This is a genomic window from Streptomyces sp. ICC4, from assembly GCF_003287915.1.
Lineage (GTDB): Bacteria > Actinomycetota > Actinomycetes > Streptomycetales > Streptomycetaceae > Streptomyces > Streptomyces tritrimontium.
In genome coordinates this window covers 4124690-4146927 of sequence record NZ_CP030286.1, presented here as the reverse complement: position 1 = coordinate 4146927, position 22238 = coordinate 4124690, and the positions used below count along the sequence as shown (strand labels likewise).

Sequence of the window (22238 nt, the reverse complement as noted above, 5' to 3'; positions counted from 1 at the left end):
CGTCAGCCCGTGAACTTCACTTCCGCGATGGCCTGCTTGTACCCGGCCCCGCTGAACGTGTCCGGGGGCGCGTCCGGCATCGCGGTGATCCAGACGAGGACGTAGCGGGCCTTGACGGGCTTCTCGGCGGCCAGCTTGAGCGTGCTGGACGAGGTCGTCTCGGTGACGATCTTCTCCATGGACGCGAGCGACGCCGACGGGGAAAGGGAGGAGGCCTTGTAGAGCGTGGCGGTGGTGTGGTCGCCCGCGTACTTCAGCGTTATCGATGCTCCGCTGACGTCCTGCTCCGAGCCGAGGTCGTAGACGATCCCGAGGCCCTCTTTGTAGGCCGGGTTCATGTCCGGGCCGTCGAGGTAGTACTTGGTGCGCCAGTAGGTGGAGTTGTCCCCGTCGAAGGTGCTCTTGGCGCCTTCGGCGTCCTGTGGCTTGCCGTCGGGGTAGTACTCGGCGGCGCCGGTGGGGGCGAGGACGACCGGGTCCTTGTTCTCCGGGGCCTCGTCGGACTTCGGGTTCGGGTTCTGGTTGCTGCCGTTGCTGCCCTGGTTGGCGCGGCCCAGCAGGGTGTCTGCGAGCTGCCAGCTGCCCAGGCCGAGGGCGGCGATCAGCAGGGCCGCCACACCCCACTTCAGGGCCCGGCCCGTCCGGCTCTGCAGGGGCGGCGGCGGGGGTGCCACGGGGAGCGGCCTGGCCCTTATACATATCTATACATCTCTCCGGGCCCACGAGATCCCGGTCCTAACACTGCTCAGCACCCCGCCGCGCGAGGTTGTCGCCGCGGTCGAATAGCTCAACCCCGAGGCTATCGACAAGGTCCGCGAGGCGTGGGGGGTGACCATCCGTGACGGCTTCGGCCAGACCGAGACCACCCTGCAGGTGGGCTATTTCGCCGGCGCACCCGACAACCCGGGACCGACGGGCCGCCTCGCCCCCGGTCACGAGATCGTGCTGCTCGCCCCGGTCAGCGGCAAGGATGTCACCGACGGGGGCGAACTGACCTTCATCGCCGGCCGCCGCGCCGCCGCCGCCCTGTGCGCCTTCTTCCCTTCCTTCCCCTCCCTCCTCCTTCACGAAGGCGCCACCGATGAACGTTTCCCTGTACGTGAGGCACTCCCGCAAGGCCCGGGTCGCGGCCGCCCTCCTCTCCCTGGCCACCCTCGCGGCATGCGGCGGGCAGCCCGCCGGGACCGGCTCCGCGCCCACGACGAGCTTCACCGAGAACGGGGTCACCGTCACGCTCTCGATCTCCGACTGGCGTCCGCCACGGGCCACCCTGACCGCGCTCTTCACCCCCGAGGAGAAGGGGTTCCACCTCTACAGCACCGATCTGCCGGCCACCGGGATCGAGGGCGTGGGGCGGCCGACCGCGATGGACGTCACCGGCGTCCTGCGGGCGGACGGGAAGCTGACGGCCGCGGCGGACGTACTCACGATCAGCGTGCCCGGGGTCGAGGCCCCGGTCCCCGTGTACCCGGACGGCCCCGTCACCACCACACTGTCGATCCGCCTGGACGGCAACGGGGACGCGACCGTACTGCTCGGGTACGCGAGCTGCAGCTCCGAGGAGGGCTGCACCATTCCGGTCTCCGACCGCCCCGTCCACCTGCGCGTCACCGAAGAGGGCCCGGCCTTCGTCGGCCACTGAACGACCGTTCACCTAAGGTGTGCCCATGCCGAGCGTCTTGGTCGTCGAAGACGACCCCAGCATCCGCCAGTCACTCATCGAAGTCCTGGCGGAGCACGGGTATGCCGTGCGCAGCGCGGGCGACGGGTTCGGCGCACTGCGCGAGGTCACCCAGACGCCCCTCGACGCGGTGGTCCTCGACCTGGGGCTGCCCGATCTGGACGGAGGAGACGCACTGCGCATGATCCGGGGCATATCCTCCGTTCCCGTCCTGGTGGCCACCGCCCGCGACGACGAAGCGGAAATCATCCGGCTCCTCAACGCGGGCGCCGACGACTACCTGGTCAAACCCTTCTCCGGGGGCCAGCTCATCGCACGCCTCTCCGCGGTTCTGAGGCGCACCAGCCGCCTTCAGCCCGCCCATGCCGCGCACGCCGCCCCCGGATCGCGGCCGGCACAGGCCGCCGAACCGCTGCGCCCCACCACCGTGGGCGAGCTGGCGGTGGACCCCGGGGCGCGCACCGCCCACCTGTCCGGCCGCGAGCTCCGCCTCACCCGACGCGAGTTCGACCTGCTGGCCTTCCTCGCCCACCACACCGGCCAGGTCGTCTCCAAACGGCGGCTGCTGACCGAGGTCTGGCGGGAGCCGTACGTGGACGACCAGACCGTCGACGTGCACCTGTCCTCACTGCGCCGCAAGCTCGGCGAACGCGCCGCGGCCCCGCGCTACCTGCTCACCGTCCGCGGCGTCGGCATCAAGCTGGTGGCACCGCGGTGAGACGATCCCTGGCCGGAGTGGCGCTCGCCGTCACGTCCATGGTCGCCCTCTCCTTCCTCATACCGCTGGCCGCACTGGTGATGTCGCTCGTCAAGGAGCAGAGCGTCACCGCGGCCGAGCAGCGGGCCGCCGCGCTGGCCCCCGTACTGGCACTGACCACGGAGCCGTCCGCCCTGCGGGAGTCCGCCGCCAGCATGGACGCGGCCGAGTACGTGGTCGTGCACCTGCCGGACGCCCCGGCCCTCGGCGAATCCAAGTCTCCCGGGGCGCTGCTCGAACGGGCCCGGCAGGGCCGCGAGTCCATCTCCCAGCGCATTCCCGGCGGCTGGATCTGCCTGCAGCCGGTGGTGCTGCCCGGCGACCAGGTGGCCGTCATCGAGAACTTCGTCCCCGAACAGGAGCTGACCCGCGGGGTCAAGGCCTCCTGGGCGGTCATGCTCCTCCTCGCCGTGGGACTGGTCGGCGGTTCCGTACTGGTCGCCGACCGCCTCGGCGCGAAGGTCGTCAGGTCCTCCAAGAGGCTCGCCCACGCCTCCCAGGCCCTGGGCCAAGGAGACCTGGACGCCCGCGTGGACCCGATGGGCCCCAGGGAACTGCGGGAGGCGGCCGTGGCCTTCAACACCATGGCCCACCGGATGACCGAGCTGCTCGCCGTCGAACGCGAGCTGGTCGCCGACCTGTCCCACCGGTTGCGCACCCCGCTGACCGCCCTGCACCTGGCATCGGAACGCATGGCCGGCTCTCCGGAGTCGGCCAGGGTCGAGGCCGCCGTGTGCGCACTGGAAACGGAACTCCAGGCCATCATCACCGCGGCCCGCACACCGCTCGCCGTGGGCCCCATGGGCCAGGGCATGCTCGGCCCGGAAGCGGGCACGGCCCATCAGGCCACGGGCCCGGGACCGGCCGGACCCCGCTGCGAGGCGGCGGACGTCGTGCGCCGCCGGACCGCCTTCTGGGCGGTCCTGGCGGAGCAGCAGGACCGGCCCTGCTCCCTCGACCTCACCCAGGAGCCCGCGGCCGTCGGCCTCTGCGAAGACGACGTCGCCGCCGTGGTGGACGCGCTCATCGGCAACGTCTTCCGGCACACCCCGCCCGGCACCCCGTTCGGCGTCCGCGTCACCCGCACCGCCCAGGCGGTGGAACTGGTCGTGGAGGACGCGGGTCCGGGCATCCCCGAACCGGACCGGGCCCTGTCCCGGGGGAGCAGCAGCGGCTCCTCGGGGCTCGGCCTCGACATCGCGCGCAGGGCCGGGGCCGTCACCGGGGGATCGGTGCGCATCGCCCGCGGGCCGCGCGGCGGCGCGCAGATCACCGTGGTCTTCGGCCTCGCCGCACCCCTGCCGTCCGGACGCGGACCGCGCGCCTCCCGACGTCGTACGGGGCGGCCGCGCGCCCGGTGAAGGCCGGTGAAGGCCGGTGAGGGCCGGGGTGGGCCCGTGGCGGACCCGGGGTGGGCCCGCGCCGTCAGGCCGCCGGGGAGACCCCCGGCGCGACCTCGGGGAAGACCGGGGCGATCCCGAGGGCCGGCGCGATCGCCCGCCAGATCGTCGACTGGGCCGTGGCGATGTCGATCCGGGGGGCCTCCAGCATCAGGCGGTTGCCCAGGCCGTCGCACAGGGCCAGCACCAGCGTGCTGACCTCGACGACGTCGCAGTCGGTGAACTCACCGGAACCGATGCCCCGTTCCACGACTCCGGCGACCCACGCGTGCAACTGGTCGTACAGGTCGACCGCGAGGTCCCGGGCCGCGCCGTCGCGCAGGGCGCGCACCCACAGCTCCTGCCAGAGCTTCCGGTCCTGGCGGAGCTCCGGATCGGTGGGCAGCATGCTCCGTACGATCCGGGCCAGGACGACGGCGGCCGGGCGCGAATCGTCGTCGCTGCCGGTGTCCGTGCCGGTCTTCGCGAAGGAGTGCGTCATCGCCTCGGCGAAGAGCTTCTCGCGGGTGTCGAAGTGGTAGTGGAGCAGGGCCTTCGAGACCCCGGCGTGCTCGGCGACCTTGCGCATGCTGACGTGCTCGAAGCCGATGTCGGCGATCACTTCGCACGCGGCCGTGAGGATTCGCTCACGCGTTTCGAGTGCGCGCTCGGCCTTGGTCACGTTGGCTGCTCCCCGTGTCGGCGCCCGTCGGACCGGGTGCGTGGGTTGGGTGGAAGGACCCCGGCGGCCCGGCCCGCCGGACCCCCCCATCCTCGCGCATGGGGCTCCCGGGTCGGGCGGTCAGGAGTAGGTGTGGAAACCCCGGCCGGTCGTGCGGCCGAGCAGGCCCGCGTCCACCATCCGGGCCAGCAGCGGCGGCGGGGCGTACAACGGCTCCCGGTACTCCGCGTACATCGACCGGGCGATCGCCTGGACGGTGTCCAGTCCGATGAGGTCGGCCAGGGCATGGCCGTCTACGTCGGCCAGTTCCTGTCGACGGGCACCTTCTGGAGCACGGAGCCCTGCCCCGGTCCCGAGCACGACAACCCGATCGGCTTCGGGCTCGCCGCCGGGGGCCAGGGTCTCCAGGAGGCGCCGGGGGCGGCGGCGCAGGCGGAGTCCCGCGTCCGGGGGGCCCTGCCCGAAGGAGTCGAACTGCCCTCGTCCGGAGCCTCCTTGCAGGCGGCGCAGTGCAACCGCCGGGGCCTGACCGCACTCGGCGAGTACGCGGTGCTGGGCATGACCAAGCGCAACATGATGCTGGAGATCGACCACATGAGCGTCAAGGCGGCCAACCAGGCGCTGCGGATGCTCGAATCCGAACGCTACTCCGGCGTGCTCTCCACCCACGGCTGGATGGACGACAACTGGACCGAGCGGGTCTACCGCCTGGGCGGCTTCGTCACCGGCCACATGTACGAGGCGCCCGCGTTCACCGCCGAGGCGCGCCGGCACGCCGCCCTGCGCGCCAAGTACGGCGCCGGGTACGGGATCGGCACCGACATGAACGGCTTCGCCTGGCTCCCCGGCCCCCGGGCCGCGGGCGCAGACCCCGTCCGCTACCCCTTCCGCAGCCCCGACGGCGGCTCGGTCCTCGACCGGCAGGTCACCGGCTCGCGCGTCTGGGACGTCAACACGGACGGCGGCGGCACCCACTACGGCCTCGTACCGGACTGGTCCGCGGCCACCGCCCCCACGCCGGACACCTGGCCTCCTCGCGCCCCCTGCCCGCCGGGTTCACCCACGAGGGGGTGTGGAAGGTGCTGAGGGACCCCGCGCCCGGCACGGTCCGGCTCTACGAGTGCAAGGCGGCCGACCACTCGCTGCTGACCGCCGACCCGGGGTGCGAGGGCCAACAGCCCCTCGGCGCGGTCGGATACGTGTACACCAAGGCGGTGCCGGGCTCGGTGCCCCTCTACCGGTGCTACGCACCTTCCGCATTCGACCACTTCGTCTCCAACAGGGCCGACTGTGAAGGGCCTTATGTGAGGGAGGGCCTGCTCGGCCACGTCATGCCGGTGGCCGCGCCGTAGCGGCACGACGCGAAGTGCCCCCGGCGCGTGCGACCCGGGGGCACCGTCGCGTTGATCCGAGGTCGGTCCAACGGACTCTTCGCGACCGGCCGGTCACGCAGGGGGCAGGCCCTGTTCGGACCAGACGGTCTTGCCTCCCGTGGTGTAGCGGCTGCCCCAGCGGTGCGAGAGCTGGGCGACGATGTACAGGCCGCGGCCGCCTTCCTCGGAGCTCCTCGCACGCCGCATCCTCGGCTGCGTGTTGCTGGAGTCCGAGACCTCGCACGTCAGGGTGTCCGCCCGGATCAGCCGGAGCCGGACCGGGCCGCCGGCGTGGCGAATGGCGTTGGTGACCAGCTCGCTGACGATGAGCTCCGTGCTGAAGGCGAGTTCGTCGAGGTCCCAAGCGGTCAGCTGCTCCAGGGCGAGACGGCGCGCGTCACCGACGATCGCCGGGTCGGCGTCGAGCCGCCATGTCGCGATGGAGTCGGCGTCCACCACCCGGGTACGGGCCAGCAGGAGGGTGACGTCGTCCCTCAGCCGGCCCGGCGGCAACCCCCGCACGATGTCATGGCGGGCCTCGCGCAGCGGCCGGCCGAGTACGTCCGCGCGCAGCAGGCGGTCCGCCAGGTCGCGCATGCCCTGGTCGATGTCCCCCTCTCCCCGTTCGATCAGGCCGTCGGTGTACAGGGCGAGGACGCTCCCCGGAGGCAGCTCGCGTTCGACCTGCTCGAAGGGCCAGCCACCGACCCCCAGGGGTGGGCCGGGGCTCAGCTCGACGTACTCCACGGTCCCGTCCGGGCTGACCACGGCCGGGGGCGGGTGTCCGGCGCTCGCCATGACGCAGCTGCGGGAGACCGGGTCGTAGACGGCGTACAGGCAGGTGGCCCCGGCCGGTCCGCTGCGCGGCGCCGTGCCCGCGTCGCCGTCTTCCCAGTCGTCGCTCTCGGCCTCGGCGACGACCTGCAGGACCATGTCGTCCACGTGCGCCAGCAGTTCCTCGGGTTCCAGCTCCAGGTCCGCCATCGCGCGTACGGCGCTGCGCAGGCGTCCCATCATGGCCGTGGCGTGCAGTCCGTGGCCGGCGACGTCCCCGGCCACCAGGGCGACACGGGCCGAGGACAGGGGGATGACGTCGAACCAGTCGCCGCCCACGCCGCTGTCCGCGTCGGCGGGCAGGTAGAGGCCGGCGGCCTCCAGTGCGGGCGTTTCCGAGGTGGCCGGCGGCAGAAGGCTGCGCTGCAGGCCCACAGCGGTACGGCGTTCCCTGGTGTACCGCCGCGCGTTGTCCACGGCGACGGCCGCACGGGTGGCGATCTCCTCCAGAAGTGCCAGGTCGTCCTCGTCCAGCGGGGGAGCGTCCCCCGTGCGCCAGAGCGTGATCCTTCCGAACCTGATGCCGCGAGCGCACAGCGGCGCCGTCACCGCCGAACGCGCACCCGGGACAGCGGTGGCCCACTCCGGGGCGGCGTCGTTCCCGGGCCCCGCGGACGGGGTTCCGAGGCCGGTGATCAGCTCTCCCCGGCACTCCCGCGCCTCGGGAGCGGCCGGTTCGGTCCCGCCCGCCCCGGGCACGGTCGGGTACGGAACGGCCGCCGCGAGAGGATCCGTGAAGTGGGCCGTACCCGTACGCAGCACGTCCGCTTCCGCACCCGCGACGGCCATGCGGATCAAGGGCTGGGTGAGGTGACCGTCAGCGGCCGGTTCACCGCCGGTCAGCACGGTCTCCGCGAGATCCACCGCGGCGCAATCGGCGAACGCGGGCGCCAGGATCTTGACCAGGTCCTCGACGGTGCGCAGGACGGACAGCGAACCGCCCAGCGCTCCGGTCGCGCGGTACAGCAGGTCGAGGCGCCCCCGCGACCGCTCGTGGTCGGTGACGTCGGTGAACACCGTCGCCACACCCATCGGATGTCCGTCGGGTTCCTGCAGCCGGAACGCCTGGATGGTCACGACCCGGCCGCCCCTCGGGTCGTCCGTGGTGCGCGCGGTCGTGTTGAAGCCGATCAGGGGGTTCCCGCTGCGCAGGACTTCCCGCAGCCGGTCGTCGATGGTCCGGGCGTCCTCGGCCCACAGGAAGTCGGCCAGGCGCCGGCCCTTCAGCTCGACGGGCACCCCGGTGTACGGCAACAGGTGCGTGTTCGTGCGCAGCAGTCGCAGGTCGGCGTCGAAGACGGCCAGGCCCACTCGGCCCTGCAGGAACAGTTCATGCGTGAAGGCGTGGTCCTGGCGCCATTGGGCGACCAGCTCCAGGGGTGCGCCGAGCACGAGGCAGCGGGCCGCGTCCCCCCGCGTGCCGTCGTTCAGCGGGATGACGCGGAAGCCGAGCTCCAGCTCGCGTCCCGAACCGTGCCGCAGGGTGGCCCGGCCCTCCCACCCCTCGTGCCGTGCCCGCTCCGCCTGCCCGCCCTGAGCCAGAACCGCTTCCCAGCCGCCCGCGTCCGCCAGGAGGTCCCGTGCCGGTCGGCGGCACACGTCCGCGGACCGGCGATCGAGGAGGGCTTCGGCGGCCGGTGTCCAGGCGACGATCGTCCCGGCACCGTCCAGCAGTGCCGCGGCCGTGTTCGTGACAGCGAAGGGATAGTCCTGGTTGCTCTCAGTGGCGCGCATGCGTGCCCATCTCGTCCGCGGGTCCCGCTCCGCCCATGCTGGTCGATGTCCGCGGCGAGGGCCAGGGGCGTTACGCCATCCGGGCTCAGGCCTCGTCGGCCGGGAGGGCGTACAGGCGAACGAGGAGGTGCGTACGCCCGGTTTCCGGATCCAGCCGGCCGCGGGCGACTTCGGCGACCGGATCTGGCAGGGGGTCTTCAAAAGGGGGGCGCCGGGCGGACGCCTACCTCAGCGCGTGGGACCAGCCGCGCCGCCCCAGGATCGGCGCGGCACCGTCATCGTGGTGCCCGGCCGGGGGAGACCCGGGCCACGTACGCGCGCTTCGGCAAGCGGCTCGCGGCCGACGCCCACCGGGTGCGGGTCGTCGACCCGCCGCGGTCCGGCGCCGAGGCCCCGGCACACCGGCTGGCCCAGGCCGTCCGGCCGTCGGCGCAGTGACCGCGCAGCCCCCGTGCCCGGTCACGGGGCGGACGCGACCGCCTGTTCCGGCAGCACGGCAACGGTGTTCGCCACCGCCCAGTGGCGGTCCTCCTCGAAGGCCCGGAGCAGGTCCGCCGCGACGCTCACCGCGATCGTGGCGGGTTCCTTGCCCGTGATCTCGGTCAGTCCGATCGGGGTCTTGATCCGGTCGATGGCCGTGGCGTCGTGGCCGCCCTCGGCGGCCAGGCGTTGGCGGAACCGCGCCCACTTCGCGGACGAGCCGATCAGACCGATCGAGCCGAGACCGGCGGTGCGCAGGGCGGCGTCGCACAGTGCGGCGTCCTCGGCGTGGTCGTGGGTCATGATCAGGACGTGGGTGCCGGGCGGCAGCTCCGCCAGCACCTCCTCCGGAAGCAACGGGGTGTGGTGGACGTGGACCTGCGCCACCGCGTCCGACAGCACGCCGAGCCGTTCGTCGGTGAGCATGTCGGGGCGGGAGTCGACGAGGTGCAGGTCGAGGTCGTGACGGGCCAGGATGCGCGCCAGTTCCAGCCCGACGTGCCCGACGCCGAAGACGGCCACCGCCTGGACCACCGGCAGCGGTTCGAGCAGCACGGTGACGGCTCCGCCGCAGCACTGCACGCCGTGCCGGCCGGTGACCTTGTCGTTCAGGGCGAACTCCATCAGCTCCGGCTCCGGATCGGCCGCGCCGGTCAGCTCGCGCGCCCGGTCGATGGCGACGGCCTCGATGTTGCCGCCGCCGATCGAACCCCACGTCCCGGTCCGGCCCACGACGAGCTTGGCACCGGCCCGGCGGGGCGCGTGGCCGCGCACGGTCGCGACGGTCACGAGCACGCCGGGTTCCCGGAGTGCTCGCAACCGCGCGACCGCGGCGACCCAGCTCATGTCAGGCATGGCTCAAAGCGCTTGAGCCGTACGGGGCTTCGCCCGCGACGGGCGGATGACCGCCGCCGGGCACGCCACCCCCGCGGACTCCCTCGATCGCCCAGTACACGGCCTCGGGCGTGGCCGGCGAGGCCAGTTCCACGCTGACTCCCGCGGGCCCGAACGCCGCGGCCGCCTGCCGCAGCGCCTCTCGCACCGAGAAGGCCAGCATCAGCGGGGGCTCACCGACCGCCTTGGACCCGTAGACCGCACCCTCCTCCGTGGCGTTCTCCAGCAGCTTGACGTTGAACTCCTCGGGCATCTCCGAGAAGCTCGGCAGCTTGTACGTGCTCGCCGCCTGGGTCAGCAGCCGGCCGCGGTTCGGCCCGTCACCGGCGTCCCAGCGCATGTCCTCGAGGGTCAGCCAGCCCGCGCCCTGCACGAATCCGCCCTCGACCTGACCGATGTCGATCATCGGCGAGAGGCTGTCGCCCACATCGTGGACGATGTCCACCCGCCGGATCCGGTACGCGCCGGTGAAGCCGTCCACCTCCACCTCGGTCGCCGCGGCGCCGTAGGAGAAGTACTTGAACGGCGAGCCGTGGAACGCCTTCGCGTCCCAGTGCAGGCCCTCGGTCCGGTAGAAACCGGCGGCCGACAACTGGACCCGCTGGAAGTACGCGGTGCGCACCAGGTCGTCCCAGGCCAGCTCCTTGTCGTTGCCGAGGACCCGTGCGACGCCCTCCACGATGCGCACGTCCGAGGCGTTCGCGCCGAGCTGGGTGCCCGCCACCTGGAGCAGCCGCTCGCGGATCTGCTCGCAGGCGTTCTTCACCGCCGCGCCGTTGAGGTCCGCCCCGGCACTGGCGGCGGTGGCGGAGGTGTTGGGCACCTTGTCGGTGCGCGTCGGGGCCAGCCGCACCTTGTGCAGCGGGATGCCCAGGGTGGTCGCGGCCACCTGCAGCATCTTGGTGTGCAGGCCCTGCCCCATCTCGGTGCCGCCGTGGTTGATCAGGACCGAGCCGTCCTTGTAGACCAGGACGAGTGCGCCGGCCTGGTTGAAGGCGGTGAGGTTGAAGGAGATCCCGAACTTGATCCCGGTGATCGCCAGCGCCCGCTTGGTGTTCGGGTGCGCGGCGTTGAAGGCCGCGATCTCGCGGCCCCGTTCGGCGACGGCGGCGTCCTCCCGGACCTGCCGCCAGATGACGGAGATGCGTTCGGGACGGGGCACCGGCTGTCCGTACGGCGTGGACTGGCCCTGCCGGTAGAAGTTGCGCTCGCGCAGCTCCATCGGATCCAGGCCGAGCAGTGGCGCGCACCGGCCCATGATGTCCTCGATCACCAGCATGCCCTGGGGTCCGCCGAAACCGCGGAAGGCGGTGTTGGAGACCTTGTTGGTCTTGGCGATGCGGCCGGCGACGCGTGCGTTGGGGATCCAGTAGGTGTTGTCGATGTGGCACAGCGCACGGGCCACCACGGGCTCGGACAGGTCCAGGCTCCAGCCGCCGTCCGCGGTCAAGGTGGCGTCCAGGGCCTGGATGCGGCCCTCGGCGTCGAAGCCGATCTTCCACGAGGCGTGGAACCCGTGGCGCTTGCCCGACATGGTCAGGTCCTGGGTCCGGTTGAGCCGTACCCGAACCGGCCGGCCGGTGAGCAGCGCGCCGAGCGCGGCGACGGCCGCGAACCCGTGCGGCTGCATCTCCTTGCCGCCGAATCCGCCACCCATCCGCAGGCACTGCACGGTCACCTCGTGGCTGTGCAGCCCGAGGACGTGGGCGACGATCTCCTGCGTCTCCGAGGGATGCTGGGTGCTGCTCTGGACGAACATCTGCCCGTTCTCGTCGACGAGCGCGAGCGCCGCGTGCGTCTCGAGATAGAAGTGTTCCTGGTCGGAGAACTGGAACTCGCCGGTGAACACGTGCGCGGAGTCCTCGAAGCCCGCGTCGACGTCGCCGGCCAGCATCAGGGGCCGGGCGCCGTGGAAGCTCCCGGTCTCGATCGCTTCCCGCAGCGTGATCACGGAGGGCTGCTCGTCGAGGTCCACCTCAACGGCCGCCGCGCCGAGCCGGGCCGCCTCCAAGGTCTCGGCCAGTACCCAGGCGACCGCGTGGCCGTGGAACATGACCGCGTCGGGGAACAGCGGTTCGTCGTGCTTCATCCCGGCGTCGTTGACGCCGGGCACGTCGGCGCCGGTCAGTACGCGGACCACACCGGGCACGGCGAGCGCGGGCTCGGTGCGCAGCGCCGTGATCCTGCCGTGGGCCTTCATGACCTGGACCGGGTAGGCGTGCAGCACGTCCTTGGTGCGGTGGACCAGGTCGTCGGTGTAGAGCGCCGCACCGGTGACGTGCAGGTTGGCACTTTCGTGCGGCATCGAAACCCCGACGACGGGCTTTTCGGGACGCTGGGACAACTGGCTCATGACGACACCGCCTCGGGGGTTCGCGCGTACAGCTTGAGCAGGCTCTGGCCGAGCATCGCGGAGCGGTAGCCGGCGCTGGCGCGGTGATCGTCCATCGGTGTGCCCTCGGCCCGCAGGACCTGGGCCGCGGCCTCGACGGTCCGCGCCGACCAGTCCCTGCCCTCCAGCGCCGCCTCGGTGGTGAGGGCGCGGATCGGGGTGGCGGCCACGCCGCCCAGGCCGATGCGCGCCTTGCGGACGATCCCGTCCTCGATGTCGAGGGCGAAGGCGACCGCCACGCTGGAGATGTCGTCGAAACGACGCTTGGCGATCTTGTGGAAGGCCGTGACCGGCGACAGCGGCAGCGGGACGCGCACCGCGCGGATCAGCTCGCCGGGACGGCGCACGCTCTGCCGGTAGCCGGTGAAGTAGTCGGCCAGGGGGACCTCGCGCTCGCCGTCGGCGTCGGCCAGCAGCAGCGAGGCCTCCAGGGCGAGCAGCACCGGAGGGCTGTCACCGATGGGGGAGCCGGTGCCCAAGTTGCCGCCGAGGGTTGCACTGTTGCGGATGAGCCGGGACGCGAACTGCGGGAACAGCTCAGCCAGGAGCGGGACGCTGCCGTCGAGGCGGCGTTCGATCTCGGTGAGCGTCTGCGCCGCCCCGATCTCGATGTGGTCGGATTCGACGCGCAGCTCACGCAGTTCGGGCAGCCGGTCGACCGCGACCACGCAACGGGCGCGGCGGGACCGGATGTTCACCTCCACCCCCCAGTCGGTGCTGCCGGCGACCACGACGGCCTCGGGCCGCTCGCGCAGCAGCCGCACCGTTTCGGCCAGGGTGCCCGGCCGCAGGAACGCGCTGTCGCCCTGGGCGTACTCGGTGGCGGCCGGCGCGGGCGGGGACTCCTCGCGCCGCTGCGCCAGTACGTCGTCCTCGGCGGGCGAGCCGACGGCGAACGCCGCGTCGCGGATCGGGCGGTAGCCGGTGCAGCGGCACAGGTTCCCGCTCAGCGCGTGCAGGTCGAAGCCGTTCGGACCGTGCTCGGAGTCGGTGCCGCCGGTCGAGTCCGAGTCCGAGTCCGAGTCCGAGTCTGAGTCCGGCTTCGACTCCGACTCCGGCTGCGCGTGCGCGCAGCGGTCGGGCCGGTAGTACTCGGAGGCCATGCTGCAGATGAACCCCGGTGTGCAGTAACCGCATTGGGAGCCGCCGCGGACGGCCATCTCCTCCTGTACGGGGTGCAGCGCGGCGGGCGCGCCGGGTGCGCCGGCGGTGGCGAGGCCCTCGGAGGTGACGACCTCCTGGCCGTCGAGCGAGGCGACCGGCACCAGGCAGGCGTTGACCGCCACCCAGTCCGTGGGCTTCTTCACCCCGGGCCGCGCCACCAGGACCGAGCACGCACCGCATTCACCCTCGGCGCAGCCCTCCTTGGTGCCGGTGAGGCCGCGCTCGCGCAGGAAGTCCAGCACCGTGGTGTGGGCGGCGGCCGGTGAAAGCGGTGCTTCTTTCCCGTTGACCGTGATCCGCGCCGCTACCATGGCAGGTCCTCGTTCCGGGGCGCGGTCGATCTGACTGTCCTAGTCGCCATTTCAGGAGCTTTCTATTTCAGTGGTCGCAGCTCGATAACGCGCAGCGCGACGAACCGGCACGCGATGAGGTGCCGTAAGTGGTGACAGAGAGGGGGGAGGTCCCGGGGCCGTGATCGGGCACGCCGGGAAGGGGGCTGTTCAGCAGCCGTGTGCTACGCGACCCGGAGCCCAGGCGATCTGGTGTGCGAGGCGAAGCGCCTTGGAGGGGGTTGACATCCGGCTTCGCCTCCTTCCAGTGCTCACGAGCGGGTGGCGTCGAAGTTACGCGGCGAAGATTGATCGGTCAAGCAGATGTCGTACCGGTCGGCCGCGCGCGACGTCACCTCCGCGCCGGCGCCTGCCCGTGCCGCTGACCGACCTGGTCTTCTTCGCCGAGGACGCCGTCACGGCATTCGCCTATCTGGAGGAGAGCGTGGGCGCGGAGGGCTGAGCCTGGTAGACGATGAGTTGTTGGCCCGGGGCGGCGCGGACGTCGAAGGACTGGTACGTCACGGTCAGCGGGCCGGCCGACGGGTGGTGCAGGCGTTTGGTGCCCTCGGTCTTGCCCAGGACGTCGTGCGTGGTCCACAGGCGGGCGAAGTCCGGGCTTTCGGCGGTCAGGGCGCGGACGAGGGACCACAGGCGCGGGTCGTCCGGTGTGATGCCGGAAGCCTGCCGCAGGTGGGCCGCGGTGGCCCGGGCCGTGGCGGTCCAGTCGGTGTAGAAGTCCCGGCCGGCCGGGTCGAGGAAGACCATGCGCGCCAGGTTGTCCGCCGGTGCGAATGGTGAATGCAGGGCCTTGGCGCGGGAGTTGGCCGCCAGGATGTCCAGGGTGGCGTCGATGACGAACGCCGGGTCGTCCGGGAAGCCGTTCAGGAGCCGGCGCAGCGCCGGGCCGATCCGGGCGGTGGCCGGGCGGTCGGCCGGCCCGTCGGCCGGGGGTGCGCCGGCCAGGCGGTGCAGGTGCGCGCGGGGCTCGGGCGCCAGGCGCAGGGCCCGGCCGAGGGCGTCGAGGACTTGGGGCGAGGGATGGCGTTCGCGGCCCTGCTCCAGCCGGGCGTAGTAGTCCGCGTTCACTCCGGCCAGGTCCGCGACCTCTTCGCGGCGCAGGCCGGCGACCCTGCGTACGCCGTGGCTCGCCATGCCGACGTCCCGCGGCCCCAGGGCCGCCCTGCGCGCGCGGAGGAACTCCCCGAGTAGATTGCCGGTCACGGTCACGGTCATGGCCACAGGCTAGGGCGTGCGGGGGCGTACTGCCTGGGTGTGCTGCGTCCTGGTTGGCCGGCCGCCGCTTGCGCAGACTCGGTCGGGCGGAGGCATCCGTGTCGAACGTTTCGAACGAGGAGTGGGGCAGGCATGAGGAACGAGGCCAAGGTCGTGGCCATTACCGGAGCGAGCAGCGGGATCGGGGAGGCGACGGCCCGTCGGCTCGCCGCCGACGGCCACCGGTTGTTCCTGGGCGCACGGCGCACCGATCGGCTCGATGCGCTGAGCCGGGAGATCGGCGGGGCGGGCGGGACCGCGGCCTTCCGGCGGCTGGATGTCACCGACGCCGTTGACGTACGGGCCTTCGTGGCCGCCGCCCGGGAGCGCTACGGCCGGGTGGACGTGATGGTCAACAACGCCGGAGTGATGCCGCTCTCGCCGCTGGACGCGCTGAAGGTCGAGGAGTGGGACCGGATGATCGACGTGAACGTACGGGGCGTGCTGCACGGGATCGCCGCAGCCCTGCCCGTGATGCGCCTCCAGGGCGGCGGGCACTTCGTGAACGTCGCCTCCGTCGGCGCGTACGAGGTGTCGCCCACCGCGGCCGTCTACTGCGCCACCAAGTTCGCCGTCCGGGCCGTGTCCGAAGGGCTGCGCCAGGAGTCGGACGGCTCCGTGCGGGTCACTCTGGTCTCCCCGGGCGTGACCGAGTCCGAGCTGGCCGAAGGGATCTCCGATCCCGACGCGAGGGAGGCGATGAAGGCCTATCGGGCCGTGGCGCTGCCGGCGTCCGCCATCGCCGACGCCATCGCCTATGCCGTCGCCCAGCCGGCCGGGGTCGACGTCAACGAGATCGTCGTCCGTCCGGCCGCGAGTGCCCGGTGACCGGCGGGACGTCCGAGGACCTGCTGCGCCGACTGCGGGTCCTGGTCGCCGCCGCCGAACGGCGGGATCCAGATCGCCCGGGGCGGCCAGAGCCGCTCCGGGCAGGGCCACGGCGAGCGCCAGGCCGAGGGCCACCGCCGCGCCGATCCGGTCGGCGCGGCGGCGGCCGCCGCCTCTCGCGACCCGTCCCCGACCCTTGCGCGCACCATCCGCGGATGTCGACATGCCAACCCCTCTGCCGCTGCTCGCCCTGCCTCCGGTCACCCTTCGTGACGGGCCACAGCTTCCGGCCAGTGCGGTGGCGGGACCTCGGCGGCTCGCCGGACTCGCGCCGCCGGAGACGACGGTTCCACCCGACCGCCGTACCTGTGCGCCGTACCCGACCGGTGAATCGAGAAGACGAGACGGTCCGGCTCGAGCTCGCCCGTCAGGGCCGCCGCCGGCTAGCCCGGGGCCCGGCCGTCGCCGGGGCCCGGGCCCCACCGGTCAGGTCGCGGACACCCGGGCGGTGTCATCAGGGCCGCCCGGTTCCCAGGGCGGGGACGAGGCCAGGCCGGTCCAGGCGGCCAGGGCTTCGCCGTCGACGCAGACGATGCCGCGGACGGCGGCGTAGTCGAGCGCCGGGGCGGTGTAGGAGCTCGTGGTGACGACGATCGCGACGTCGGCTTCGTGGACGGCGAAGCAGGTGCCGCCGAAGCGCTGCAGGTCCTGCGAGCCGACGCGGTTGGTGTCGGCGTAGTGCTTGCACTGGACGACGACGCGCAGTCCGTCCCGGGTCGTGGCGATCACGTCGGCGCCCAAGTCGCCCGCGCCGCCCACCACTTCCACGGACGTGCAGCCGTCGCGCGCGCACAGCGCCGCTATCGTGTGCTCGAAGCCGTCGGCGTCGACCGCGGCGTGGTCCAGCGCACCGGCACTGACGTCCGGTACCGGGCTCGCCCCGATCGGATCCTCCGGCTCCGTGCGCGGTGCCGGGTGGCGTACGGGACGGGCCCGGGCCCGGGCGCGGCGCCGCACGGGCGGCACGGTCCACCTGGCCAGCGCCACCCCGGCCGCGAGGACCACGGCCGTGACGACGGGTGCGACCGGGGCCCCCGCTCCGGCTCCCGCGGCCGCCTTGAGGAAGATGACCAGGCCGCCCACGCAGATCCCCGGGAGACCCACGGCCAGCACCACGTCGCGCCAGAACGCCGTGGAACCGCGCTCGGCCGTCCTCCTCGTGCCTTCCCCCGGCAACGTCATGCAGGAGCCCCCCCTCGACAGCTCCTCGTCTGACCCGGATCTCGGCCCGCAAACGCCCTGGTCGGCGGCCATCCCACCGCATGGTCGGGACGGGGCAGGGCAGGCGCGGGGCGATGGAGACGGCGAACCGATGGGCGGCGGCATGCGAACCGTGGGCGTGGAAGAGGAGCTGTTGCTGGTGGACGCCGACAGCGGCGAGCCGCTGGCCCTGTCGGGGGCCGTACTGGCGGCCGCGGACCGGTCGGCGGCCGGAGAGCGGCCGCGGGGCGGCGAACCGCCGGGGCACACCTTCGAGAAGGAACTGCAGAAGGAGCAGCTGGAGTTCGCCACCAGACCCGTGGCGGAGATGGGCGAGCTCCTGGAGGAGATCACCCGCAGCCGGGCGGCGGCCGCCCGGCACGCCGCGTCCGCCGGGGCGCTGGTCGCGGCCCTCGGCACCTCCCCGCTGCCCGTACGGCCCTCGCTGAGCACGGGCAAGCGGTACGAATGGGTCGGCGAGCAGTTCGGCCTGACCGCGCAGGAGCAGCTGACCTGCGGCTGCCACGTCCACGTGTCGGTCGAGTCGGACGAGGAGGGCGTCGCGGTCCTGGACCGGATCCGTCCGTGGCTGCCCGTCCTGACCGCGATGAGCGCGAACTCGCCGTTCTGGCAGGGCGAGGACAGCGGGTACGGCAGCTACCGCAGCCGGGTGTGGAACCGGTTGCCGTCGGCCGGGCCCACGGACGTCTTCGGGTCCGCCGACCGCTACCACGAGCAGGTGCGCGCCATGCTCGACACCGGCGTGCTGCGCGACGCGGGGATGGTGTACTTCGACGCCCGGCTGTCCGCCGCCTACCCGACGGTGGAGGTCAGGGTCGCGGACGTCTGCCTGGAGGCGTCGACCCCCGTCCTCCTGGCGGCCCTGGTGCGCGGCCTGGTCGAGACCGCCGCCCGTGCCTGGCGGGACGGACAGCCGCCGGCCAGGATCGGCACGGGACTGCTGCGGCTCGCGGCCTGGCGCGCCGGCCGCTCGGGGCTGGACGGCCCGCTCATCGACCCCGGGACGATGCGCGAGACGTCGCCCGCGGGGGCCGTCGAGGCGCTCCACGCCCACGTGCGCGAAGCCCTGGCCGACCACGGCGACGAGGAACGCGTCCGGGAGGGCATCGCCCGCCTCCTGGAGCGGGGCAACGGGGCGCGCGTCCAGCGCGGGCTGCTGCGTACGGAGGGCACCCTCGGTGCCGTGGCGACCCGCTGCGCGGAGATCACCGCCGGCGCCGCCGTCCCGCCGCGGCCGGCCGCGAGCTGACCGCACTCGGCTCCGCTCCGGCCGGCAAACCTCGCCGGCCGCACCACTAGTGCTGTGACCGGAAAGGTCCACCGGGTCGCGGCGCCCGGCACGGCACCTCGCCGCGGTGTCGGACCACACCGGTACGTCCAGTACGAGGCGTGGCCCTCCGTCCGGGGGCCCCTCCCAGCGGTAGCTGGGGGAGATGCACCGCACCGGACGCCGCGACCCGGCAAACCTCGCCGGCCGCACCACTAGGGGACGGGAGGGCCTGGCCGCGCGGCGTTCGCCTCCGGGTCGCTCGACGGGCCGATGCGGATCTCGAAGTCGCCGCCGTACTCCTCGTGCCCGGCGGCCACCGCGACGGCGACGGCTTCCTCGCCCTGTTCGTCCCGGATGATGAGCGGATCCTGCCGCAGGTCGCGCATGAGTGCCGCGCACATGCCGATCATGACCACGGTGAACGGTGCCGCCACGAGGACCGTCAGGTTCTGCAGTCCGGCGAGCGCGTCGCCCTTGCCGTTGCCGATGAGCAGCATGACGGCCGCGACGGCGCCGGTGACCACGCCCCAGAAGACGACCACGAGCCGGGAGGGTTCGAGGACGCCCTTCTGCGAGAGCGTGCCCATCACGATGGAGGCGGCGTCGGCGCCGGAGACGAAGAAGATGGCGACGAGGACCATGACCAGCAGGCTCATGGCGGTGGCGATGGGGAACTGCTGGAGCAGCCCGAAGAGCTGTCCTTCCGGGGTGCTCTCCCCGCCGAGGGCGCCGCTCTCCCGGAGCTTCATCGCCGTGCCGCCGAAGACGGCGAACCACAGCAGGCTGACCGTGCTCGGTACGAGGATGACGCCGCCGATGAACTGCCGGATGGTGCGGCCGCGGCTGATCCGGGCGATGAACATGCCGACGAACGGCGTCCAGGAGATCCACCAGGCCCAGTAGAAGACCGTCCAGCTGCCCAGCCAGTCGGCGACCTCGCCGGCGCCGGTGGCCTCGGTGCGGCCGATGAGCTGGGGGAGGTCGCCGAGGTAGGCGCCCAGGGACGTGGGCAGGAGGTCGAGCACGATGACGGTCGGCCCGGCGATGAACACGAACACGACGAGCACGAGGGCGAGCACCATGTTGATGTTCGACAGCCACTGGATGCCGCGTTCCACGCCGGAGACCGCGGAGGCGACGAAGGCGACGGTCAGGACGGCGATGACGGCGACGAGGAGCGCGGTGCTGACCGTCTCCAGCCATCCCAGCTCACGGAACCCGCTGCCGATCTGGAGGGCGCCCAGGCCGAGTGACGCGGCGGAGCCGAAGAGCGTGGCGAAGATCGCCAGGATGTCGATGACCCGGCCGGCCGCGCCGTGGGCGTGGCGGGCGCCGATGAGCGGCTCGAACACCGCGCTGATCGTCTGGCGTCGGTCGCGGCGGAACGTGCTGTAGGCGATGGCGAGCCCGACGACGGCGTAGATCGCCCACGGGTGGAGCGTCCAGTGGAACAGGGTGGTGGCCATCGAGGTCTGCATCCGCTCGGCGGAGTCGACCGGGTGGGTGCCGGGCGGGGGCGTCCCGTAGTGCGCCAGGGGCTCGCTCACACCGTAGAACATGAGCCCGATGCCCATGCCCGCGCTGAACATCATGGCGACCCAGGAGACGGTGCGGAACTCCGGCGGCTCGTCCTCACGGCCGAGGCGGATCCGGCCGTAGCGGCTGATCGCCAGCCAGAGGGCGAAGACGACGAAGGCGCTGGCGGCGAGCATGAAGGCCCAGCCGCCGTTGTGGATCAGCCCTTTGAGCAGGCTGCTCGACACGCTCTCCAGCGAATCCGTCGCCACCGCGCCCCACAGCACGAAGGCGAGGGTCAGGCCCGCGGTGACCCCGAAGACGACCTTGTCCGTGCGGGAACGTTGATCGGACGGCAACGAAGCCCCCTTCGCCGAAGGACGGGAAACGCGTGGAGTGACCGAATGTCACGTACCGCGTATTCAATCCCATATCGGCTGATAAAGGCCGTAGGCGGCAAGGTCTTCACGCGGCGGGCGTGGGTCCGGCGGGATCTCCGGCACGTCCTCGCCCGTCCCGGCGGAGGTCCTGCGGAGATCCCGGGAGCCGCTCCCGGCCTCAGAGGCCCCGCGCGGCCGGCCGCTCGGTGAGCGCGCCGTACAGCTCGGGGCGGCGGGTGCGCATCAGGCCGAACTCCAGCCAGTCGCGGCGCTGGTCGAGGTCGAGGTCGGCGACGAGGACGGCGGGCGTGTCGCGCGGGGCGCGCAGCACGACCCGGCCGTAGGGGTCGGAGATGAAGGAGGAGCCGTAGAAGGTGGAGCGGCTCTCGGTGCCGACCCGGTTGGGGACGATCATGAAGAGCGCGTTGGCGAGGCCGTTGGCGCTGATCGCTTGCTCCCACATGGGCCGGGTGTCGAAGTCCGGCAGGTCGACCTCGGAGCCGATCGCGGTGGGGTGTACGAGGATGTCGGCGCCGGCCAGGGAGTAGGCGCGGGCCAGCTCGGGGAACCACTCGTCCCAGCAGGTGGGGAAGCCGAAGCGGGCCCCGGCGTGGGCGACGACGGGGAAGCCGCTGTCGCCGGGGCGGAAGCACAGGTCCTCGCGGTAGCCGGGGAAGGCCGGGATGTGGTTCTTGCGGGTCCGGGCGATGAGCTTGCCGTCGGCGTCCACGCACACGGCGGTGTTGTAGCCGAGGCCGCCGTCCTCGGCCCGCTCGTAGAGGGAGGCGTGCACGGTGATGCCCAGGTTCGTGGCGAGCTCGGCGGCGAGTCCGACGGTGGGGCCGGTCTCGACGTCCTCCAGGTGGCGGGCGGCGCCGTCGGCCATGGGGTCGTCGGTGTTGCAGAAGTAGGGGCTGCGCGTCAGCTCGGGCAGGCAGACCACCGTGGCGCCCTGCGAGGCGGCCAGGGCGACGCCCTCGCGCAGCCGGTCGTCGTGCTCGTTCTGGTCGGCGTACCAGCGCATCTGGACGAGTCCGACGCGCAGGGGTTCGCGTTCGGCGGGCTGGGTGCGGCCCGGCGAGCCGAGCGGGGAGCCGTACGAGGTCAGCAGGGCGTACGAGGTCATGGGGGAAGGCAGCCTTCGGTCGGTGGCGCGATGGATTGACTGAATGTATTGACTGAAATTTCAGTCAGGATGCGGTACGGCAAAGGACCAGTCAAGGGGTGATCGGCCTCAGGCCGGCTTGCGCCAGACCGAGACGTGCTTCGCCGAGTCCTGGGTGAACGGCGCGCCGTCCCAGTCGGCGACGCGGCGCTCCAGCTCGAGCCCGGCGATCTTTGCCATCAGGTCGAGCTCCGCCGGCCAGGCGTACCGGTGCCGGGAGTCGTCGCGCCGGTAGCGGCCGTCGTCGTCGCGGGTGAGGTGGTGCGAGACGAGGATCTGCTCGACCAGGTCGAAGGTGTCGAAGCCGACGTGCCCCGCCGAGACGTCGAACGGCACCGCGACCTGGCCGGGCGGCAGGAACCGCAGCGGGGGTACGCCCAGTTCGATGACGAACCGGCCGCCGGGCAGCAGATGGCGTGCGGCGTTGCGGAAGCACTCGACCTGCTCGTCCTGCGTGAGCAGGTTCGTGATGGTGTTGTAGACGAGGTAGACCAGGGCGAACCCGCCGGGGACCGTGGTGGTGGCCATGTCCCCGACGGTCACCGGAAGGGTGCTCCCGTCGGTCTTGCGCCGGAGCACCGCCGCCATGTGCTCGGACAGCTCGATGCCCGCCACCGGAACACCGCGCTCCCGGAGCGGGACGCCCACGCGTCCGGTCCCGATGGCGAACTCCAGCGCCCGGCCGTCTCCGGCGAGTTCGGCGAGGAAGTCGAGGGTCGGCCCGAGGACGGCGGCCGAGGACATCGCGGTCTCCTCGGCGTCGTAGCGTTCGGCGGTCGCACGCGTCCACAGCTCACTGGTCGTCACGGGCGACCACTCTGCCGA

At 72.6% G+C, this 22238-nt stretch carries 17 protein-coding genes and 5 pseudogenes; 10 read left to right on the top strand and 12 right to left on the bottom strand.

Features of this window, described 5'->3' with window-relative positions; all coding sequences use genetic code 11:
• Positions 1-2 precede the first annotated feature (2 nt).
• Positions 3-674, bottom strand: a complete 672-nt coding sequence (locus tag DRB89_RS19195; protein ID WP_162688648.1) for a discoidin domain-containing protein — start codon at positions 672-674, stop codon at positions 3-5.
• 61 nt (positions 675-735) lie between these two features.
• Between DRB89_RS19195 and DRB89_RS44665 the strand changes: the two are divergent.
• The 4 genes and pseudogenes from DRB89_RS44665 to DRB89_RS19175 form a co-directional block, all read left to right on the top strand.
• Positions 736-966, top strand: a pseudogene (locus DRB89_RS44665) (AMP-dependent synthetase); the annotation flags it as partial.
• A gap of 115 nt (positions 967-1081) precedes the next feature.
• The gene (locus DRB89_RS19185; protein ID WP_112452349.1) at positions 1082-1642 is read left to right on the top strand and encodes a hypothetical protein; all 561 of its coding nucleotides are present in this window, start codon (positions 1082-1084) and stop codon (positions 1640-1642) included.
• A 25-nt stretch (positions 1643-1667) separates the two neighbouring features.
• Positions 1668-2399, top strand: a complete 732-nt coding sequence (locus DRB89_RS19180; protein WP_112452350.1) for a response regulator transcription factor — start codon at positions 1668-1670, stop codon at positions 2397-2399.
• Positions 2396-3799, top strand: coding sequence for a HAMP domain-containing sensor histidine kinase (locus DRB89_RS19175; RefSeq protein ID WP_112452351.1), 1404 nt, complete (start codon positions 2396-2398; stop codon positions 3797-3799). Before DRB89_RS19180 ends, DRB89_RS19175 begins: the two co-directional genes overlap by 4 nt.
• Positions 3800-3863: 64 nt before the next feature.
• Here the strand turns inward: DRB89_RS19175 and DRB89_RS19170 are convergent, their stop codons facing one another.
• Together DRB89_RS19170 and DRB89_RS19165 are read right to left on the bottom strand one after the other, a co-directional pair.
• A complete protein-coding gene (locus DRB89_RS19170; protein WP_112463357.1) occupies positions 3864-4499 on the bottom strand; it encodes a TetR/AcrR family transcriptional regulator in 636 nt (211 codons plus the stop codon).
• A 120-nt stretch (positions 4500-4619) separates the two neighbouring features.
• Positions 4620-4781 (bottom strand): annotated as a pseudogene (locus DRB89_RS19165) (3-hydroxyacyl-CoA dehydrogenase family protein); the annotation flags it as partial.
• Here DRB89_RS19165 and DRB89_RS19160 point away from each other — a divergent pair.
• Together DRB89_RS19160 and DRB89_RS19155 are read left to right on the top strand one after the other, a co-directional pair.
• Positions 4782-5495, top strand: a pseudogene (locus DRB89_RS19160) (hypothetical protein); the annotation flags it as partial.
• Positions 5496-5578: 83 nt separating this feature from the next.
• Complete coding sequence (locus DRB89_RS19155; RefSeq protein ID WP_162688647.1) at positions 5579-5851, top strand: hypothetical protein; 273 nt, start codon at positions 5579-5581, stop codon at positions 5849-5851.
• Between the two features lie 93 nt (positions 5852-5944).
• Here the strand turns inward: DRB89_RS19155 and DRB89_RS19150 are convergent, their stop codons facing one another.
• Positions 5945-8440: a SpoIIE family protein phosphatase gene (locus tag DRB89_RS19150; protein WP_112463356.1), complete on the bottom strand. Its 2496-nt coding sequence runs from the start codon at positions 8438-8440 to the stop codon at positions 5945-5947.
• Positions 8441-8675: 235 nt separating this feature from the next.
• Between DRB89_RS19150 and DRB89_RS44660 the strand changes: the two are divergent.
• Positions 8676-8815 (top strand): annotated as a pseudogene (locus DRB89_RS44660) (alpha/beta hydrolase); the annotation flags it as partial.
• Between the two features lie 84 nt (positions 8816-8899).
• On the opposite strand, the gene xdhC reads toward DRB89_RS44660, so the two are convergent.
• Genes xdhC through DRB89_RS19125 form a run of 3 tightly spaced genes read right to left on the bottom strand, consistent with a single transcriptional unit; the run spans position 8900 to position 13681 of the window.
• Positions 8900-9766 carry a xanthine dehydrogenase accessory protein XdhC gene (xdhC, locus tag DRB89_RS19135; RefSeq protein WP_112450621.1) on the bottom strand — a complete coding sequence of 289 codons (867 nt, stop codon included), beginning with the start codon at positions 9764-9766 and terminating at the stop codon, positions 8900-8902.
• Position 9767: 1 nt separating this feature from the next.
• A complete protein-coding gene (xdhB, locus tag DRB89_RS19130; protein WP_112450620.1) occupies positions 9768-12167 on the bottom strand; it encodes a xanthine dehydrogenase molybdopterin binding subunit in 2400 nt (799 codons plus the stop codon).
• On the bottom strand, positions 12164-13681 hold the full coding sequence (locus tag DRB89_RS19125; RefSeq protein WP_112450619.1) for an FAD binding domain-containing protein: 1518 nt from the start codon (positions 13679-13681) through the stop codon (positions 12164-12166). Before DRB89_RS19125 ends, xdhB begins: the two co-directional genes overlap by 4 nt.
• A 388-nt stretch (positions 13682-14069) precedes the next feature.
• On the opposite strand from DRB89_RS19125, the pseudogene DRB89_RS44655 reads away from it, so the two are divergent.
• Positions 14070-14162 (top strand): annotated as a pseudogene (locus DRB89_RS44655) (TIGR00730 family Rossman fold protein); the annotation flags it as partial.
• On the opposite strand, the gene DRB89_RS19115 reads toward DRB89_RS44655, so the two are convergent.
• Positions 14129-14923: a helix-turn-helix transcriptional regulator gene (locus DRB89_RS19115; RefSeq protein WP_112453710.1), complete on the bottom strand. Its 795-nt coding sequence runs from the start codon at positions 14921-14923 to the stop codon at positions 14129-14131. The pseudogene DRB89_RS44655 and the gene DRB89_RS19115 overlap by 34 nt on opposite strands.
• A gap of 144 nt (positions 14924-15067) precedes the next feature.
• Between DRB89_RS19115 and DRB89_RS19110 the strand changes: the two genes are divergently transcribed.
• Entirely contained in the window at positions 15068-15802 is a 735-nt protein-coding gene (locus DRB89_RS19110; RefSeq protein WP_112450618.1) for an SDR family oxidoreductase, read from the top strand.
• A 486-nt stretch (positions 15803-16288) separates the two neighbouring features.
• Here the strand turns inward: DRB89_RS19110 and DRB89_RS19105 are convergent, their stop codons facing one another.
• A complete protein-coding gene (locus DRB89_RS19105; RefSeq protein ID WP_112450617.1) occupies positions 16289-17044 on the bottom strand; it encodes a restriction endonuclease in 756 nt (251 codons plus the stop codon).
• 142 nt (positions 17045-17186) lie between these two features.
• Between DRB89_RS19105 and DRB89_RS19100 the strand changes: the two genes are divergently transcribed.
• Positions 17187-18332 (top strand): glutamate--cysteine ligase, encoded by a 1146-nt coding sequence (locus tag DRB89_RS19100; RefSeq protein ID WP_204358149.1) that lies wholly within the window; start codon positions 17187-17189, stop codon positions 18330-18332.
• A 233-nt stretch (positions 18333-18565) separates the two neighbouring features.
• Here DRB89_RS19100 and DRB89_RS19095 read toward each other — a convergent pair whose 3' ends face one another.
• From DRB89_RS19095 to DRB89_RS19085, 3 genes are all read right to left on the bottom strand, one after another.
• Entirely contained in the window at positions 18566-20227 is a 1662-nt protein-coding gene (locus DRB89_RS19095; RefSeq protein ID WP_112450615.1) for a BCCT family transporter, read from the bottom strand.
• Positions 20228-20426: 199 nt separating this feature from the next.
• Positions 20427-21374: a nitrilase-related carbon-nitrogen hydrolase gene (locus tag DRB89_RS19090; protein ID WP_112450614.1), complete on the bottom strand. Its 948-nt coding sequence runs from the start codon at positions 21372-21374 to the stop codon at positions 20427-20429.
• Positions 21375-21482: 108 nt separating this feature from the next.
• Positions 21483-22220, bottom strand: a complete 738-nt coding sequence (locus DRB89_RS19085) for a class I SAM-dependent methyltransferase (protein WP_112450613.1) — start codon at positions 22218-22220, stop codon at positions 21483-21485.
• Positions 22221-22238: the final 18 nt, after the last annotated feature.